This window comes from Caulobacter sp. GW821-FHT09H08 (genome assembly GCF_059415885.1).
Window position 1 is genome coordinate 786780 of sequence record NZ_JBWKOC010000001.1, and the last position, 16409, is coordinate 803188.

The 16409-nt window shown below is 69.8% G+C and carries 19 protein-coding genes and 1 pseudogene; 8 read left to right on the top strand and 12 right to left on the bottom strand.

Features of this window, described 5'->3' with window-relative positions; genetic code table 11:
• Positions 1–28: 28 nt before the first annotated feature.
• Positions 29–508 (top strand): Dps family protein, encoded by a 480-nt coding sequence (locus tag AC07NN_RS03810; protein WP_494637799.1) that lies wholly within the window; start codon positions 29–31, stop codon positions 506–508.
• A gap of 16 nt (positions 509–524) precedes the next feature.
• Positions 525–1703, top strand: a complete 1179-nt coding sequence (locus AC07NN_RS03815; protein ID WP_494637800.1) for a cell wall hydrolase — start codon at positions 525–527, stop codon at positions 1701–1703.
• Positions 1704–1812: 109 nt separating this feature from the next.
• Here AC07NN_RS03815 and AC07NN_RS03820 read toward each other — a convergent pair whose 3' ends face one another.
• Together AC07NN_RS03820 and trxB are read right to left on the bottom strand one after the other, a co-directional pair.
• Positions 1813–2295 carry a GNAT family N-acetyltransferase gene (locus AC07NN_RS03820; RefSeq protein ID WP_494637801.1) on the bottom strand — a complete coding sequence of 161 codons (483 nt, stop codon included), beginning with the start codon at positions 2293–2295 and terminating at the stop codon, positions 1813–1815.
• The gene (gene trxB, locus AC07NN_RS03825; protein ID WP_494637802.1) at positions 2292–3299 is read right to left on the bottom strand and encodes a thioredoxin-disulfide reductase; all 1008 of its coding nucleotides are present in this window, start codon (positions 3297–3299) and stop codon (positions 2292–2294) included. The genes AC07NN_RS03820 and trxB overlap by 4 nt, the downstream gene beginning before the upstream one ends.
• Before the next feature lie 123 nt (positions 3300–3422).
• Between trxB and AC07NN_RS03830 the strand changes: the two genes are divergently transcribed.
• The 4 genes from AC07NN_RS03830 to pseI all read left to right on the top strand — a co-directional run bounded on the left by AC07NN_RS03830 (position 3423) and on the right by pseI (position 5438).
• Positions 3423–3650, top strand: a complete 228-nt coding sequence (locus AC07NN_RS03830) for a DUF433 domain-containing protein (protein WP_494637803.1) — start codon at positions 3423–3425, stop codon at positions 3648–3650.
• Entirely contained in the window at positions 3647–3829 is a 183-nt protein-coding gene (locus tag AC07NN_RS03835; protein WP_494637804.1) for a DUF5615 family PIN-like protein, read from the top strand. The genes AC07NN_RS03830 and AC07NN_RS03835 overlap by 4 nt, the downstream gene beginning before the upstream one ends.
• Positions 3830–3975: 146 nt before the next feature.
• The gene (locus AC07NN_RS03840) at positions 3976–4326 is read left to right on the top strand and encodes a hypothetical protein (protein ID WP_494637805.1); all 351 of its coding nucleotides are present in this window, start codon (positions 3976–3978) and stop codon (positions 4324–4326) included.
• A 59-nt stretch (positions 4327–4385) separates the two neighbouring features.
• Positions 4386–5438, top strand: coding sequence for a pseudaminic acid synthase (pseI, locus tag AC07NN_RS03845; RefSeq protein WP_494637806.1), 1053 nt, complete (start codon positions 4386–4388; stop codon positions 5436–5438).
• A gap of 127 nt (positions 5439–5565) precedes the next feature.
• Here pseI and AC07NN_RS03850 read toward each other — a convergent pair whose 3' ends face one another.
• Positions 5566–6768, bottom strand: coding sequence for a DUF418 domain-containing protein (locus tag AC07NN_RS03850; protein ID WP_494637807.1), 1203 nt, complete (start codon positions 6766–6768; stop codon positions 5566–5568).
• 57 nt (positions 6769–6825) lie between these two features.
• Positions 6826–6891, bottom strand: a pseudogene (locus AC07NN_RS03855) (hypothetical protein); the annotation flags it as partial.
• A 61-nt stretch (positions 6892–6952) separates the two neighbouring features.
• Here AC07NN_RS03855 and AC07NN_RS03860 point away from each other — a divergent pair.
• Positions 6953–7060 carry a hypothetical protein gene (locus AC07NN_RS03860; RefSeq protein WP_494637808.1) on the top strand — a complete coding sequence of 36 codons (108 nt, stop codon included), beginning with the start codon at positions 6953–6955 and terminating at the stop codon, positions 7058–7060.
• Here AC07NN_RS03860 and AC07NN_RS03865 read toward each other — a convergent pair.
• Complete coding sequence (locus tag AC07NN_RS03865; protein WP_494637809.1) at positions 7032–7883, bottom strand: SDR family NAD(P)-dependent oxidoreductase; 852 nt, start codon at positions 7881–7883, stop codon at positions 7032–7034. The genes AC07NN_RS03860 and AC07NN_RS03865 overlap by 29 nt on opposite strands.
• 158 nt (positions 7884–8041) lie before the next feature.
• On the opposite strand from AC07NN_RS03865, the gene AC07NN_RS03870 reads away from it, so the two are divergent.
• Positions 8042–9235 carry a TraB/GumN family protein gene (locus AC07NN_RS03870; protein WP_494637810.1) on the top strand — a complete coding sequence of 398 codons (1194 nt, stop codon included), beginning with the start codon at positions 8042–8044 and terminating at the stop codon, positions 9233–9235.
• Here the strand turns inward: AC07NN_RS03870 and pseG are convergent.
• The 7 genes from pseG to AC07NN_RS03905 form a co-directional block, all read right to left on the bottom strand.
• Positions 9214–10209, bottom strand: a complete 996-nt coding sequence (gene pseG / locus AC07NN_RS03875; protein ID WP_494637811.1) for a UDP-2,4-diacetamido-2,4,6-trideoxy-beta-L-altropyranose hydrolase — start codon at positions 10207–10209, stop codon at positions 9214–9216. The two genes, AC07NN_RS03870 and pseG, sit on opposite strands and share 22 nt — an antisense overlap.
• 69 nt (positions 10210–10278) lie before the next feature.
• On the bottom strand, positions 10279–11016 hold the full coding sequence (locus AC07NN_RS03880) for a hypothetical protein (protein ID WP_494637812.1): 738 nt from the start codon (positions 11014–11016) through the stop codon (positions 10279–10281).
• A gap of 53 nt (positions 11017–11069) precedes the next feature.
• A complete protein-coding gene (locus AC07NN_RS03885; RefSeq protein WP_494637813.1) occupies positions 11070–12236 on the bottom strand; it encodes a mitochondrial fission ELM1 family protein in 1167 nt (388 codons plus the stop codon).
• Between the two features lie 97 nt (positions 12237–12333).
• Positions 12334–12807: a transcription elongation factor GreA gene (greA, locus tag AC07NN_RS03890; protein WP_494637814.1), complete on the bottom strand. Its 474-nt coding sequence runs from the start codon at positions 12805–12807 to the stop codon at positions 12334–12336.
• 133 nt (positions 12808–12940) lie between these two features.
• Positions 12941–14545 (bottom strand): methyl-accepting chemotaxis protein, encoded by a 1605-nt coding sequence (locus AC07NN_RS03895; protein ID WP_494637815.1) that lies wholly within the window; start codon positions 14543–14545, stop codon positions 12941–12943.
• On the bottom strand, positions 14542–14895 hold the full coding sequence (locus AC07NN_RS03900; RefSeq protein WP_494637816.1) for a hypothetical protein: 354 nt from the start codon (positions 14893–14895) through the stop codon (positions 14542–14544). The genes AC07NN_RS03895 and AC07NN_RS03900 overlap by 4 nt, the downstream gene beginning before the upstream one ends.
• A 124-nt stretch (positions 14896–15019) precedes the next feature.
• Entirely contained in the window at positions 15020–16327 is a 1308-nt protein-coding gene (locus AC07NN_RS03905) for a DUF418 domain-containing protein (RefSeq protein WP_494637817.1), read from the bottom strand.
• Between the last annotated feature and the right edge of the window lie 82 nt (positions 16328–16409).

The window sequence follows — 16409 nt, forward strand, 5'->3', positions numbered from 1 at the left end:
CCTAGAGCACGCAACACGGGAGATCATCATGGCGGACGCCCTGAACACCGGATTGAGCACGAAACAACGCGGCGACATCGCCGGCGCGCTCAACAAGGTTCTGGCCGACAGCTATGCGCTCTATCTGAAAACCCACGGTTATCACTGGAATGTTCGCGGCCCGAACTTCCAGTCGCTGCATGTCCTGCTCGAGGGCCAGTACCAGGAAGAGTGGGCGGCGCTCGACACCATCGCCGAACGCATTCGCGCTCTGGGTGAGCTGGCCTCTCAGGGCTACGCCACCTTCGGCAACCTCTCCAGCATCAAGGACGGCGATCCGGAGCAGGACTGGGAAGCCATGCTCGGCGAGCTGAAGGCCGACAACGAAACGGTTATCCGCACGCTGCGCGAGGCCTTCCCGGCGGCGGACGACGCCGGCGACGAGGCTACGGCCGACCTGTTGACCCAGCGCCTGCAGGCGCACGAGAAGCATGCCTGGATGCTGCGCTCGACCCTTGGTAGCAGGTAGAGGCCAGGGACACGGGGTGGGGATCCTGACATCGACACGGATCTGGCAGGGGATCGCGGCGGCGCTGCTGGTCACCGGCCTCTACGCCTGCGCCACCGCCTACGTGCCGACCGGCTCGGGGCGCGAGGCGGGCCTGGTGCGGATCACCGCCAGCTTCACCGACGCGGGCCTGCGACGCTATGTCGCCGACATGGACCCCGCCATGCTGGCCCTGGCGCGCCGCCACGACCCGCGCCCGCACAAGGACTACTGGGGCCGCGTGCCAGGCTGGGAAGTCATCCGCCTGAAGGACATCCCGCGCCTGGGCGACCGGCCGGCCGACTTCGACGAGGCGCGGACCATCAACGCCATGCGCCCGACCACCGAGGACATCGAGCCGGCCAAGCCGTTCGTCCTGACCGGGACCGCCGACGCGCGGGCCAGGGCGCTGAACTGCCTGACGCAGGCGGTCTATTACGAGGCGGGGTTCGAACCGGGCGAAGGCCAGATGGCCGTGGCCCAGACGGTGATCAACCGGATGCGCCACCCCGGCTATCCCAAGTCGATCTGCGGCGTGATCTACGAGGGCGCGGCCCGGACGACGGGCTGCCAGTTCAGCTTCGCCTGCGACGGCTCGCTGGCCCGGCGGCCGCTGCCGCTGATCTGGGCCAATGCCGAGGGCGTGGCCCGGCGGGCGCTCGCGGGCTTCGTGTTCAAGCCGGTGGGCACGGCCACCCACTATCACGCCGACTATGTCGCCCCGTACTGGGCCCCGACCCTGGTCAAGCTGCGCCAGTTCGGTCAGCACATCTTCTATCGCTGGACCGGCCCGTCGGGGATGCTGCGCGCCTTCACCGGCCGCTATTCGGGCGACGAAACGGTCTCGGCCGAGATCCTGATGGCCGCCGACCCGCGCATTCTGGAAGGCGCCAAGCCCGAGGACATCGCCACCGTCGCCGCCAAGCCGGTCGACACCGTGCCGACCGAGATCCTGGAAAGCGGCAAGGTCCCGATCCTGCCCAACGCCCGCCTGGTGGCGGTGCCGGACGCCACCGCTCCGGGCGGCCAGCGCTATCGCGCCGAGGGCACGGTGGCCGGTCGCCGCATCCCGACGCAGGACGAGATCATGCGGATCAACAAGGCGCTGGAAGGCATGGCGGGCATGCCGAAACCGCCGGCGGTGGTGGATGCGCCTGCGGCGCCGCCGAAACCTTAGGGGTTCTGCTCCCCCTCTGGGGGAGCCGTCGCGGAGCGACTGAGGGGGCCAATGCGGCCTAGGCCGCATTGGCCCCCTCCGGGCCACCTCCCCCGAAGGGGAGGAGATATCAGGCCCCAAACGCCTTCGCGTATGTCGCCGTCACCGGCCGCCGCGCCTCGGCGTCCGTCAGCCGCGCCGCCATCAGGTGCGGACCCGAGAACGGCGTCACCACCTGCTCGGCCAAGGCCGCCGAGAATCCCTGCCGCTGATAATAGGCCGGATCGCCCAGCACGATCACCGTCTCGACGCCAGCCATCCGGCAGGCTTCCAACCCCGCCGCGATCAACTGACCGCCGACGCCCTGCCGCTGCCGATCCGGACACACGGCCAGCGGCGCCAGCGACGCCAGGCGCTCGCCGGTGTCGGACCCCATGGGACTGAACAGGACATGGCCGGCCAGCGCGCCATCATCCTCGAAGACCAGCTCGACAAGCGCGTCGCCGTCGGCCCGCAGGGCCTCGACCAGATGCGCCTCGTCGGCTTGCTCGAACGCGGCCGCGACCAGGGCGAAGATCGCCGTGTGGTCGTCGGCGCGCGCGGGTCGGATCACCAGGCGCCGATCTTGTTGGCTTCGGCGTGGCTGATCGGGTGGTGGGCGGCCTTGTGGTCTTCCTCGGCCAGGAAGCGCACGGCTTCCAGAGCCGCCATGCAGCCCATGCCGGCCGCCGTCACCGCCTGGCGATAGACGTCGTCGGTCACGTCGCCGGCGGCGTAGACGCCCTCGATCGCGGTCGAGGCCGTGCCCGGCTTGACCTTCAGATAGCCGCCCTGACCGACTTCCAGCTGGCCGGCGAACAGTTCCGACGACGGCGCGTGGCCGATGGCGATGAACACGCCGTCGGCGGCGATGTCGGTGGTCTCGCCGGTCTTGATGTTCTTCAGCCGCGCGCCGGTGACGCCCATCGGATCGGTCTGGCCGGTGACCTCGTCGATGACGCTGTCCCAGATGACCTCGATCTTCGGATGGGCCAGCAGGCGCTCCTGCAGGATCTTCTCGGCGCGCAGTTCGTCCTTGCGGTGGACCAGGGTCACCTTGCTGGCGAAGCTGGTCAGGAACAGGGCCTCTTCGACGGCGGTGTTGCCGCCGCCGACCACGATGACGTCCTTATTGCGATAGAAGAAGCCGTCGCAGGTGGCGCAGGCGCTGACGCCGAAGCCCTGGAACTTGGCTTCGCTCTCGATGCCCAGCCACTTGGCCTGGGCGCCGGTGGCGATGATGATCGTCTCGGCGATCCAGTCCTGGCCGCTGTCGGTCTTCACCGCGAACGGGCGCTTGGACAGATCGACGCTGGTGACGATGTCGCCGACGAACTCGGTGCCGACATGCTCGGCCTGGGCGCGCATCTGGTCCATCAGCCAGGGGCCCTGGATGACGTCGGCGAAGCCCGGATAGTTCTCGACATCCGTCGTGATGGTCAGCTGGCCGCCGGGCTGGATGCCGGCGATCAGCACGGGCTTCAGCAGCGCGCGGGCGGCATAGATGGCGGCGGTGTAGCCGGCGGGGCCCGAACCGATGATCAGGCAGCGAGTTTGGCGGGGAGCGGTCGTGGACATGGCCGCAGATATAGTTGCGATTCCGCTGCGAGGCGATGGCTGGATGGCGGTGAAAAACTCATGCCGTATCGAGGTCTTTTCACCTTGGTGGCGGCCATTCGGCATTGGCGCTATGCGGTGAGCATGAACCCGCTGCTGGAACGCATCACCATCGAACCCGGTAAGGTCGGAGGGCGCCCCTGCATCCGCGGCCTGCGGATCCGCGTTCAGGACGTGCTCGAAATGCTGGCCAATGGCATGACCACGGCCGAGATCATCGAGGACTATCCCTATCTCGAAGCCGACGATGTCCGCGCCGCGCTGGCCTATGCGGCCGCAGCGGTCGGCGACACGGCCATCGTCGCCGCTTGAGATTCCTGGTCGACGCCCAGTTGCCGCCGAGCTTGGCGGCCTGGTTGCGATCGAAGGGTCATGAGGCCGATCACGTCATCGACACGGGAATGGCGGACGCGCCTGACGCGGCCATCTGGGCGCGGGCGATCGCGGAGGAATCCATGATCGTGACCAAGGATCGTGATTTCGTGGATTAGGCGCTGGCTCGAACGCCCAGGGCGCGTATCTTCTGGGCTCGGTTTGGCAACATACGACGAGACGCCTTGATCGCACGGTTCGAGGCGGCTTGGCCTGAACTATCCGTCGCTCTGATGAGCGACGTGACAATCATCGAGGTGGGACGATGAAAGCAGGACTTCCGATCGGTATGGGCGCGGGGATCGCCATCGGCGTGGCCTTCGGGCTGGCCATGGACAATCTGGCGCTGGGCCTGAGCCTGGGCGTGGCCATCGGGGCGGGCTCGGGCATCGCCATGCAAGGGCTCGGCGCGGCCAAGGAAACGCTGGGCGAGGCGAAGAAGCCCGGAACGTCCACCAGCGACAGTTCGAGCCTGTTCGACACCACGACCCTGGCCGCCTCGTCCGGCGACAGCGGATCGTCGAGCAGCGACAGCTGCGACGTCAGCGACAGCGGCGGTAGCGACGCTGGCGGTGATTGCGGTGGTGGGGACGGCGGGGGCGGTGGCGGCGATTGACGCCTCGTCCACCTTTCCGGGGTTAAACTGTCGGCAACCACGTTTTCGGATGTCCGCCCATGTCCGCCCCCTTCATCGAGATCGCCGGCCGCAAGATCGGCTCGGACCACTCGCCCTATGTGATCTGCGAGCTGTCGGGCAACCACAATGGCAGCCTCGACCGCTGCCTTGAGATGGTCGACGCCGCCGCCGCCACCGGCTGTGACGCGATCAAGATCCAGACCTACACCGCCGACACCATCACGCTCGACGTCGACCGGCCCGAGTTCAAGATTCACGGCGGGCTGTGGGACGGGCGCACGCTGTACGAGCTCTACCAGGAAGCCCAGACGCCCTTCGAGTGGCACGCGGCCATCTTCGAGCGCGCCAAGCAGCGCGGCGTCACCATCTTCTCCAGCCCGTTCGACGAGACCGCCGTCGACCTGCTCGACAGCCTGGGCGCGCCGGCCTTCAAGATCGCCTCGTTCGAGGCCGTCGACCTGCCGCTGATCAAGTACGCCGCCTCCAAGGGCAAGCCGCTGATCATCTCGACCGGCATGGCCAACCTGCAAGAAATGCAGACCGCCCGCGACACGGCCCTGGCCGCCGGCGCGGCGGGGGTGCTGCTGCTGCACTGCGTGTCGAGCTATCCGTCGACCTTCGCCGACGCCAATGTGCGCAACGTGCCGGACATGGCCGCCCGCTTCGGCTGCCCGGTCGGCCTGTCGGATCACACGCCGGGCACGGCCGCCTCGGTGGCGGCGGTGTCGGTCGGCGCCTGCTGCATCGAGAAGCACTTCACCCTGGCCCGCGCCGACGGCGGTCCGGACGCCGCCTTCAGCCTGGAACCGGCCGAGTTCAAGGCCCTGGTGGACGACACCAAGAACGCCTGGGCCGCCCTCGGCGCGGCGCATTACGACGTGCTGGGCGCCGAGCGCGCCAACCTGCAGTTCCGCCGCTCGCTCTACGTCACGTCAGACATCAAGGCTGGCGAGACGCTGTCTCGCGCCAACATCCGCTCGGTCCGCCCCGGCAACGGCCTGCCGCCCGGCGAGCTAGACAACGTCCTGGGCAAGCCCGCGACGCGGGACATCGCCCGGGGCGAACCGCTGGACTGGTCGATGGTGGGCTAGACCGAAACCTCGGAGCGACCGTCCTCGCCCTTCGACAAGCTCAGGGTGAGGACGACTTCAGCGTTGGATCCGTAGAAACCTCACCCTGAGCCTGTCGAAGGGCGAGGTTTCGGCTCCTCGGACTAGCCTAGGATTCCGCCGCCCGCCGCAGCGTCGTCCGCCCCCGGTACGCCAGCCGCCAGACCCACTCCAGCGGGCCCATGGTGAAGCGCTTCAGCCACCAGTGGGACCACAGGATCTGGGCGAGCCAGCTGAGCACGACGATGCCGGCCAGGGCAGGGCGGTCCAGCTTGCCGTAGAGCTGGAGGCCTCGGCCGCCATAGGACAGCACCGTCATGATCACCGACTGCATCAGGTAGTTGGTGAAGGCCATCTGGCCGACCGGGGCCAGCACGGCCGGGATGGCGCTCCAGAACCTCGCGTTCATGGCCAGGGCCAGCAGACCGAGATAGCCCAGGCTGACGGCCGGGGCGGTAATGCTCTGCATCCAGTAGGTCACGCCGCCCAGCAGGATCGGGTGCGAGGGGATGACCATGTAGAGGCTCTCCATCGCCGCCACCAGCAACATGGCCGACGCGCCGATCGCCACCAGCGTCTTGTGGACGGCGGGCGAGGCCAGGCCCTTCAGCCAGCCGATCTTGAACAGGCCCATGCCGGTCAGCATCAGCGACAGCACGATCAGCGGCCAGGCTGGGAACCACGTCCAGGAGCCGACGAAGAAGTCCCAATAGCCGTGGGCGTTCTGGGTCAGCGAGGTGGCGAAGTCGCCGGAATAGGCGGCGGTCTGCTCCCGGGTGTCCTTGGCGATGCGAGCCAGCACCTGCGGCGGTATCGGCTTGTCCATGTCGGCGGCGTGGCTGAGCGCGCGCCACAGATTGTGGCCGTTGATCGCCAGGTGCAGCGCGATCCCCGCCGTCAGCAGCCACTTGGGCGACCAGCTGCGCGCCAGCAGCACGACCAGGCCGACGATGGCGTAGTACGACATCACGTCGCCCTGCCACAGGAAGAGGCCGTGCAGGAAGCCGATCACCAACAGGGCCAGCAGGCGCTTGATGATCATGGCGGTGCGCGAGCGGTCGCCGCCTTCACCGCCGATCAGCAGCACCGAGGCCCCGAACAGCATGCCGAACAGGGTGTAGAACTTCTGTTGGAAGAAGACCTGGGTCACCCACCAGACCGCCAGGCTGGCTGGCGCCTGGCCGTGCGGCCAGAAGGGTATGCTCTCGGCGACGCCCTCGGGCACGAAGACCAGGGGGATGTTGCAGAGCATGATCCCCAGCATCGCCAGGCCCCGCAGCGCGTCCAGCAGGACGATCCGTTCCTTGTCCATCAATGGCCCCTCTACCCAAGGGTGATGTTGGGTGAGTGGCGCGAAAACTACAAGTCTAAATCTAAAACTGCCATCTCTCCTCCCCCTTTGGGGGAGGGGGACCGGCGAACGCCGGTGGAGGGGCCCTTTGCGGCGCGGTTACATCCTGTGGCCGGCTAGGTCGCGCTAGTTCTGATCACGACAAGTGAAGGCTGGACCGTTCGGCTGGCCCCTCCACCGCCGTTCGGCGGTCCCCCTCCCCCAGAGGGGGAGGAGATGCGGTCTTAGAGCAACCCCAGTCGCTTGCCGGTGATCCGGTCCAGGGTCCGCTTGGGCAGCACCTCGGTCATCAGCACCTGCATGGGCGAGGGCGAGACGACGTAGCGGACCTTGGGGTTGGGCGCGGTCAGGGCGGTGGCGATGGCCTCGCCGATCTTCTCGGGCGGCAGGCCGGCCTTGCCGATGCTCAGCATGTACTGGCGCAGCCGTTCCAGCGCCGTGGCGTAGGGGGTGTTGGCGTAGCGGGCCACATCGACCTGGTCGGCCTTGTCCCAGATGGGCGTGGCCACCGCGCCGGGCGCCACCACCACCACGTCGACCCCGAACGGCAGCATCTCGCGGCGCAGGGATTCCGACAGGCCCTCCAGCCCGAACTTGGTGGTGCAGTAGGGGGCCATGAAGGGGTTGGCATTGCGGCCGCCGACCGAGGAGATGTTGACGATCCGGCCCGGATCGCTGACCCGAGCCCCGCCCGCGCCGAGCAGGGGCGCGAAGGCCTGGGTGGCGATGACCACACCGGTCAGGTTGACCTCCAGCTGGTGGCGCCAGTCGTCGATGGAGAGGTACATCAGCGGTCCCGCCACGGCGACGCCGGCGTTGTTGACCAGCCCGGCCAGGGTCACGCCGTCCAGGGCAGCCTCGACCTGTCTTGCGCCCGCGCGAACGGCGGCCTCGTCGGTGACGTCGAACAGCAAGGGCGTGAAGGCGTCGCCGAACTCGCTCTTCAAGCGGTCGGCGTCGGCCTGCTTGCGGACGCTGCCGAAGACATGGAAGCCCTGGCCGACCAGCACCTTGACCGCGCCCCAGCCGATGCCGGTGGAGACGCCGGTGACCACCACGGATTTCTTCTGCGCCATCTCGGCCCCTCCCTGTGTTCGGGAGAGGATGGGGTAAGTGAACGCTGTTCGCCAGAGGGGGCGCGAGAGGGTGCGCGAGAAGGGGCGTGAGAGGGCGGGCTTGCCGGCCGGCCCGATCCGTGGTCGCAATCGCACAGGTTGAGTTTTAGGAGGCGTCCGTGGGGTTTGCGCTTGTTCTGGCCCTGACGGCGGCGATGGGCGTCCAGGACCTTCCCGGTTGGCGCGACACGCCCAGCGGGACGTTGCTGGAAACCGACGGGCGGCCGGTGATCGAGCTCTCCTGCGCGGCCGGCCGGCTGGGGATCAAGACCTCGACCCTGCCGCCCATCGAGTCCGGGCGTGACGTGCTGGTGGCCGCGGGCGGCAGGTCCGAGAAGGCCTCGGGCGTCGCCGACCCGAACTTCACCGCCGCCTTCTCGCCGCCGCCCGACTGGTTCGAGGCCCTGGGCCAGGCCGAGCACCTGACCTTGGGGCTGTGGAACGTGTCGCGGGACTTCCCCTCGCCAGGACCCGAGGCCGCGCGCCGCCTGGCCGGTCTCTGCGTCGCGCCGACGGGACCGGGGCCGGCCCTCTGGCGGGTGCGTAGCCCGCATGGCGTGGAGGCGACGCTGTTCGGCGCGATCCACGTCCTGCCGGAAGGAACCCGCTGGCGCACGCCGGCCCTGGACGCCGCCCTGGCGCGGGCCGAGGTCGTGGCGTTCGAGATCGCCGGCCCGCCCGAGGCGCAGGCCGCCAGCCTGGAGCGGGTCCTGGCCAAGGGCGTCGCCGCCAAGGCGCGGCTGTCGACCAAGCTCAGCCCAGAGGGGCAGGCGCGCTTGAAGGCCGCGGCCAAGGCCCTGGGGCTCGACCACGACCGGCTGGACCGGGCCGAGCCGTGGCTGGCCGAGGTCATCCTGACCCGGGCGCTGATGAAGGATGCGCGGATCCCGGCCGGCGTCGGCGTCGAGGGCCAGATCGTCGCCGACCTGGGGCCGGCCACGCGGATCGTCGGCCTGGAGCAGCCGGGCGATTCCATGGACCTGCTGCGCGGCGCGCCCGAGGCGACGCAGCTGGCGGCGTTGGAGCAACTGCTGGCCGAAGCCGGCCAGGATGTCCGCGCCAACTACGACCGCAGCCTCGCGCTCTGGCTGGCGGGCGACGTGAAGGGCATGGAGGCGATGGTCGCCGGGATGTCCGAGGGCAAGCGGGACCTGATGCTGTGGGCGCGCAATCGCCTGTGGCTGGCGCGGCTCGAGACCCTGCTGAACGGGCGGGAGAACGTGCTAATCGTGGTCGGGGCGGCGCATATGCTGGGGCCCGACGGCCTGCCCGCCATGCTGCGAGCCCAGGGCTATACGGTCGACGGTCCCTGAAGCGCGAGGAACGCCTCGGCCGCCCGTTCGGCGCCGAGGCCGTCGCAGACGTCCGCGCTGGCGGCGGCGAGGGCCGCGCGCTTGGCCGCGTCGGCCAGCAGGGACCGGACCTCGGCGACGAACGCCGCCTCGAACCCCTCCGCCGCCACGTCCAGGCAGGGTGACACGCCCGCCGTCTCCAGGGCTCGCGCCGAGGCGATCTGGTTGTCGGCCAGGATCAGGGTCAGGGTCGGCAGGGCCAGGACGCAGCGCTCCCAGGTGGTCGAGCCGCCGGCCCCGATGGCCAGGTCGGCGTCGAGCAACAGGCGCGGCATGTCCCGCGTGTCGACGTGGAGCGCCAGGCGCGGATCGCTCGCCGCCAGGGCGCGCAGGGCCGGCAGGCTGGACGCGCCGCCGCCCAGGACGACGTCCAGCGCCACTTCGCCCAGGACCGGACGCAGCAGAGCGACCACCCGGCCGGTGATCCCGCCGATATCGGTCAGGCCCAGCGAGACCAGGATCCGCCGCACCGGACCGCGCTCGGCTCGCCGGGACAGGGCCGCCGCGCGCAGCGCCGCGAAGGCCGGGCGAACGGGCGCGTAGCCGGGGCCCAGCAGCAGCCGAGCGCCGTCGGGAACCAGGCCCGCATAGTCCGCCGCCGTCCGCGCCGGGCCGGAATCGAGCACCAGGTCTGCGGCCAGCGGCCGGTCGGCCAGGTCGTCGAGCGCCAGGCTGGGGCGACCCCTGGCCAGGGCGCGGTGGTCGTCGGCCGAAAGGGCGTAGCTGTCGAACACGACCGCGTCGAAACCGTCGTCGGCGTCGGTCCGGGCCATGTCGGGGGCGAAGGCGTCCAGCACCGCGGCGACCTCCGGGCTGGCCCGGAACGCGCAGGCCGCGCCGCGGGCTTCCAGCACGCGCGCCAGGGTCAGGGATCGCATCACATGCCCACCGCCCACCTTGGGGCCGGCCGCGCAGACGAAGAGGATCCGGTTCATGCTCCGATATCGCCCGGGATCGGCGGCGCGGACAAGGGTGCTTGGCCGGGGGCGCTCGGCCAGGAGCGGCTAGAACGCCGCCAGCCGTCCGGCCTGCTCCGGCGGCAGGGACAGCAATCCGTTGAGATAGGCCTGGGCGGAGCGACAGCGGACCTCGTCCGACTGTTGGCGCGGCGCATGGCGGCCCATCGCGTCCAGCCAGGCCGCGTCGCCCCCCGCGGCCAGGAACGCCGCCTTCGCCGCCTCGTGGTCGGCGGGCGAGGGGCGCTCTCGGGTGACAGGACTGGTCTTGCCCTTGAGGGCGGCCTGCAGGCGCGTTTCCCCCGCCCTGGAAAAGCGCCGCGCGAACGCGGGGGTCAGCGCCTTGGCCGCCTCGGGGCTCACGCCACCCTGCTCGATGATCTCGTAGCAGGCGCGCAGGCTCAGCGTCCGGGTCTGGTCGAGCATCTCGGCCTGCTCCCGCAGGAAGGCCAGCAGGTCTGGGGTCGGCGCCTGTTTGACATAGGGTTCGACGCGCCGGCGAAGATCGGACCCGAACTGGAACGCTAACCGCCCGAGCTCCGCGCTGGAGGCGCCGCCCTTGCCCGCCGCGATCATGTCGCGCTCGTAGTTCAGGTAGTCCTCCGGATAGGCTTGGCGGACCAGCTCCATCAGATCGCCTTCGCCGGCTTTGCGGGCCTGGGTCCTGAAGGCCTGGCGGTCGGCTTCGGTCACCGTCGGCGGCGAGCTGGCCGGGGTCTGGGCATGAACCGACAGCGGGGCTCCCGCCAGCACGAGAGCGGCCAGCAAGACCAGGCGACGCGACATGAAGGCTCCGAATCCATGAGGAGCGGCCAAGCTAGACGTCCGGTCCGTGCGTGTCAGTCCGGTTTCGCGCCCTGATTGACCTTGGTCGCGCGAGGCTTCCGGGGTCTCGGCGCGGGTTTGTCGATGGGCGCTTCCACGACCGCCTCGGCCGCCTTCGCACGGGGCTTGCGCTTGGGTTTCGCGGCTTCGACGACCTCGGCAACCGGCGGCTCGACCACCGGCTCGGGGATCGCCACCCCGATCCGCGCCAGCACCTCGCGCGCCGCGCGGTCGGTCTCATTGACCGGGTCGTAGGTCCAGCCGTGGAACGCGCCGCCGTAGGGACGGGCCGCGCCCTGGCGTTCCAGTTCCTCGTGGAAGAGGCGGAACTTCAGGCTCGACCCGTCCATCTTCAGCACGAAGACGGGCTTGCCGGTCGAGGCGGCCTCGGTGGCCATGTTGGTCGAGTCCTCCGTGACGAGGACGTAGTCCGCCGCCGCCAGGAACGCGAAATAGGGGTTCGCGCCCTCACCGTTCCAGATGATCCCCGGCAGGTGACGCAGGCGCGCCGTCATCAGGGCGCGGGCCGGATCGGGCGTGCGGCGCGAGAAGGTCATCAGCAGGCTGCCGCCCTCCTGCTCCAGCGGGATCTGGATCGCATGGGCGATCTGGGCCGCCCGCTCGCTGGAGAGGTCGAAGGCCTTGGACTTGCCGCCGATCAGCACCGCCACGCGCGGGTGGGGCAGGGGATCGATCAGCGTCTTGAAGGCCGCGTACTCGGTCTCCAGCCGCTGGGGCGTCACCCGGTGCGGCGAGCCGGTGATCGGCAGCACGTTGTCGCCGGTCAGGCGGTCGTGCTTGGGCGGGATCACCAGGTCGAACATGTGGGAGGGCACGCGCGGGTCCTGGATCTGGACCACATAGGACTTCCCGCCCGACCAGCGCTTGGCGCGGATCGACAGGGGCAGGGTGGCGCGGCCGGCGGCGATCCAGAGATCGGGCCATTCGTCGGTCTTTGATTTTGGCAGGCCGCTTTCCGGCGTGACCCAGCGCCTGGGCAAGAGGTTCAGCCACCAGGGCAGGCGACCCTTGCGGCCTTTCCAGCCGACGCGCTTGACCGTGACCTCGCAGGGGACCAGGCGCGCGATCGCATCCGACAGGCCCACGACCTGGGCCTCGATGCCGGCGCGGCCGTCGGAGACGGCCCACACTTGGAGAGGGCGCTTGGGAGCTTCGGTCAACGCGTGTTCCCGACCAACGCAAACGAAACAAGGCCGCCGGCAGGCGACCTCGCTCCATTGAACCGTACTTATGGCGTCGCTGAGGCGGAGACCCGCCTTACAGCCACTCCACCTTGGTGATCTCGTAGGCCTTGGTGCCGCCGGGGGTGTTGACCTCGACGACCTCGCCGACCTCCTTGCCGATCATCGCGCGCGACAGCGGCGACGAGACGGAGATGCGGCCCGACTTCACGTCGGCCTCGTGTTCGCCCACGATCTGGTAGCGCGCCGCGTCCTCGGTGTCCTCGTCGATCACCGACACGGTCGCCCCGAACTTGATCTGCTTGCCGGACAGTTTCGACACGTCGATCACCTGAGCGCGCGCGATCTTGTCCTCGATCTCGGCGATCTGGCCCTCGATCCAGCCCTGACGCTCCTTAGCGGCGTGATACTCGGCGTTTTCCGACAGGTCGCCGTGCGAGCGCGCCTCCGCGATCGCGGCGATCACGGCCGGTCGTTCGATGGTCTTCAAACGCTTCAGTTCTTCGTCGAGGGTTTGATACCCACCGACGGTCATCGGCACTTTTTCCATTGCGGATTTTAGCTCGGTCGCCTTGGGAGAAAATCTTCCAGTCGCGGGCGCTCGCAACCGGGGGCTGGGAGGATAGGCGCCCGGTTCAGGTAACGCAAGGGGGCCAAGCTTGGCCTTAGGGAAGAGGGGGCCGCTAGGCCCGCCGCCGCATCGGCTGCCGCACGTGGCCCTGAGGCAGCTCGAACTGGCCGACCAGGTCGGCGAGCAGGGCGGCGTCGGCGTTCAGGGTCTGGGTGGCGACCGAGGTTTCCTCGACCATGCCGGCGTTCTCCTGCAGCACCTGGTCCATCTGGTTCACGGCGCTGTTGACCTGGGAGAGGCCGTGGGCCTGGCTCTGGGCCGAGGCGGCGATCTCGCTGACCAGGCCGTCGATTTCGGCGATCTGCGAGACGATGCGCTCCAGGGCCTCGCCGGTGCGGCCGACCAGGCCGACGCCGGTCTCGACCTGCTGGCTCGAGGTCGAGATCAGGGTCTTGATCTCCTTGGCGGCCTCGGCCGAGCGCTGGGCCAGGGCCCGGACTTCCATGGCTACGACCGCGAAGCCCTTGCCGGCCTCGCCCGCGCGGGCGGCCTCGACGCCGGCGTTCAGCGCCAGCAGGTTGGTCTGGAAGGCGATCTGGTCGATCACCGAGATGATGTTGGTGATCTCCTGCGAGGAGCCCTCGATCTCGGTCATGGCGGCGACGGCCTGCTGCACCACGTCGCCCGAGCGGCGGACGTCGTCGCGGGTGCGGGCCACCACGTCGGCGGCCTTCTTGGCGCCCGAGGCGGTCTGGGCGACCGTGGCGGTGATCTCGTCCATCGCCGTGGCGGTCTCTTCCAGGTTGGCGGCCTGGCGCTCGGTGCGGCGCGAGAGGCTGGCGGCGGCGTCGGCGATCTGGTCCGAACCAGCGCGCACGCCGCTGACCCGGCCCTCGATCACGGCCAGGGCGTCGGCCAGCTTAGCGGCGGCGGTGTTGTAGTCCTCGCGCAGGGCCTCGTAGGCGCCGGCGAAGCGCTCGTCCAGGCGGGCGGTGAGGTCGCCGCGCGCCAGGTGCGACAACGCTTGGCCGAGGGCGGCGACGGCGGCGTCGCGCTGGGCCTCGGCGCGCTCGCGGGCGGCGGTGTGGGTGGTGCGGCTTTCCTCTTCCGAACGGCGGGCGTCCTCGGCGGCGTCGTTGGCGGCGCGGGCCTCGCCCACGGCGTCCTCGGCCTTGGCGCGGGCGCGCTGGGCGACGGCGAACATCGAGTTGATGCTGGCGGTGACGGCGATCAGGGCGCCGGCCTCGACGATCAGGATCACGGCGTGGACGATCACGCGGCCCAGGCTGGCCGAGCCGGGGAAGACGGCGCTGGGCAGCAGGTACGACAGGCCCAGGTGGTGCACGGCGACGGTGGCCGCGGCGGCGGCGATGACGACCCAGTCGCAATAGACGACCAGCAGGGCCAGGGCCGCGAAATAGGCCATGTGCATGTCGGCCTGCCAGCCGTGACCGCCCAGGGCGGCGACCAGCAGCGAGACCTGGGCCATCAGGGCCACGCCGACCATCGAGCGGCCGCCCGAGCCTTCGCCGCCGAAGCGCCAGGCCAGGGTCGCGCCGACGGCGGCCAGCAGGGAGGCGACGGCCAAGCCCGTGACGGCCTCGTGCACCGCCATCCGCGCGCCCAGCACGATCGGGATCATCGCCCAGGCCAGGACGACGATCAGCTTGCCGCCGACCTGGCGTTGGGCGTCGAGGTTGGAGAAGGCGAGTTTCATGGGGTCACAAGCTCTTGAGGGCGCGCGCAGGCGCCGGCGAGGGCGGGATCGAGAAGCAGCACCGCGCCGGCGGACCGGGCGCGCTGGGAAAGGTCCGTAGGATCGCCGCGCAGGATGACGACGAACGACGCGCCGCCGGCCCCGGCGATGTCGCCGGCCGAGGCCGCTGCGCCGACGATGCGGGCGCTGCTCCACCACGGCGGGAAGACGGCGGCCACGCGACCGGGCGTCCGAGGCTGGGCGTCGACGGCCACGGCCGCGAAGAGGCTGACCAGAACGCCCAGGGTTGAGAAGGCGACCGGACCCGCGACGGCGGCGAAACGGCGCGTCGCTGTGGGTGGGGTCGTCAAGGCGCGAGGTCTCCTACGCGCGCCGGGCAAACGGCCCCGCGCGAGGAGACGTTTGCGGCCATCCCGGTTGGTGAAACCTTAACAGTGATCACCTGGCGACGGTTGGCCGCACCCGGATCGGAGGCTAGGTCGCCGCGGAACGCCCCATGGACCGCCACGAACCATAGGTCAGCGACCGCAGCGCCCACTCGGCCGGACCCATCTCGAACGCCTTCAGCCACAGCACGCTGAAGATCGACTGGCCCACCCAGATCGCCGCCGCCACGCCCATCAGCTGGGCGAAGCCGAGCCGGTCGTAGAGGCCAAAGCCGTAGAACAGGATCGAGGTGACGACCGACTGCAGGATGTAGTTGGTCAGGGCCATGCGCCCCACCGTCGCCAGCACGCGGCCCAGGCCGCCCAGCAGCTGACCCTTGATCAGCAGCAGCAGGCCGCCCAGCCAGGCCAGGGTCATGGCCAGCCGCCCCAGCTCGTAGGTCAGGGGCTCCAGCGGCGTGGCGAACGAATTGGCCAGGAAGCCGGTGTTCCAGCGCGCATAGACGACGCCGCCGCGCACGATCACGCCGACGACCAGGCCCACGCCCAGCAGGGTCCAGTAGACCGAGGCCGATCGCTCGCCTGTCAGCACCCCGGTCTGCATCAGGGCCACGCCCAGCAGCATGAAGGCCACCGACTCCAGCAGCCAGATGTGCGCGCCCTCGTTCAGGTCGAGGTTGAAGCTGTTCCACGCCTGCAGGCTCCAGGCCAGCAGCGAGGGCATGTGCGTGCGGGTCTCGCGCTCCTTGGCGCGGGCCTCGGGGCCCAGGCGTTCCTTGATCCGCGTCTCGCGCTTCTCCAGCGCCGCCTTCTGCTCCTTGGTCAGGGGCTTGCCGGCCGTCTTGGCGACCATCGCCGCCTCGGTCACGCGCATCTCGTCGACCCTCTTCAGGGCCGGGGCCGAGATGCCGATGGTCATGATCGCCAGCATGGCCACGCACGCCGTCACCAGCATTCGCGGTGGCGCCTTGCGGAACAGCGGCAGGGCCAGGCCGCAGAGGCCGTAGTTGAACAGGATCTCGCCGGGCCACAGGAAGACGGCGAAGTTGATCACGCCCAGCACCATCAGGGCGAAGCAGCGGGTGTAGTAGGCCTCGCGCGCGGCGGTTCCCCGTTCGGTCTCGGCCTGGCGCAGCATGATGACCATGCCGGCCCCGAACAGCAGGGTGAACAGCCCACGCATGGTGCCCGCAAAGCCGATGGTCTGGATGGCATAGGCGATCCAGTCGGGATTGGCCGCGACCGGCAGGGCGGGTTTTCCCCACTCGAACCGCAGGCCCATCTGCGGGATGTTCATCAGCAGGATGCCCAGCACGGCCACCCCGCGCAGGATATCCAGCGCGTCGATCCGCGCGCCCTGGGCCACGGGCCCGAGCTTGGTGTTGTCGCCGTCCACGAGAGCCCCCGCTGTCGTTTGGTGGGAGCGAGAGTGGCATAGGTTTGGGGGAACGGCGCTATGCGAAAATCGATAGTCGATA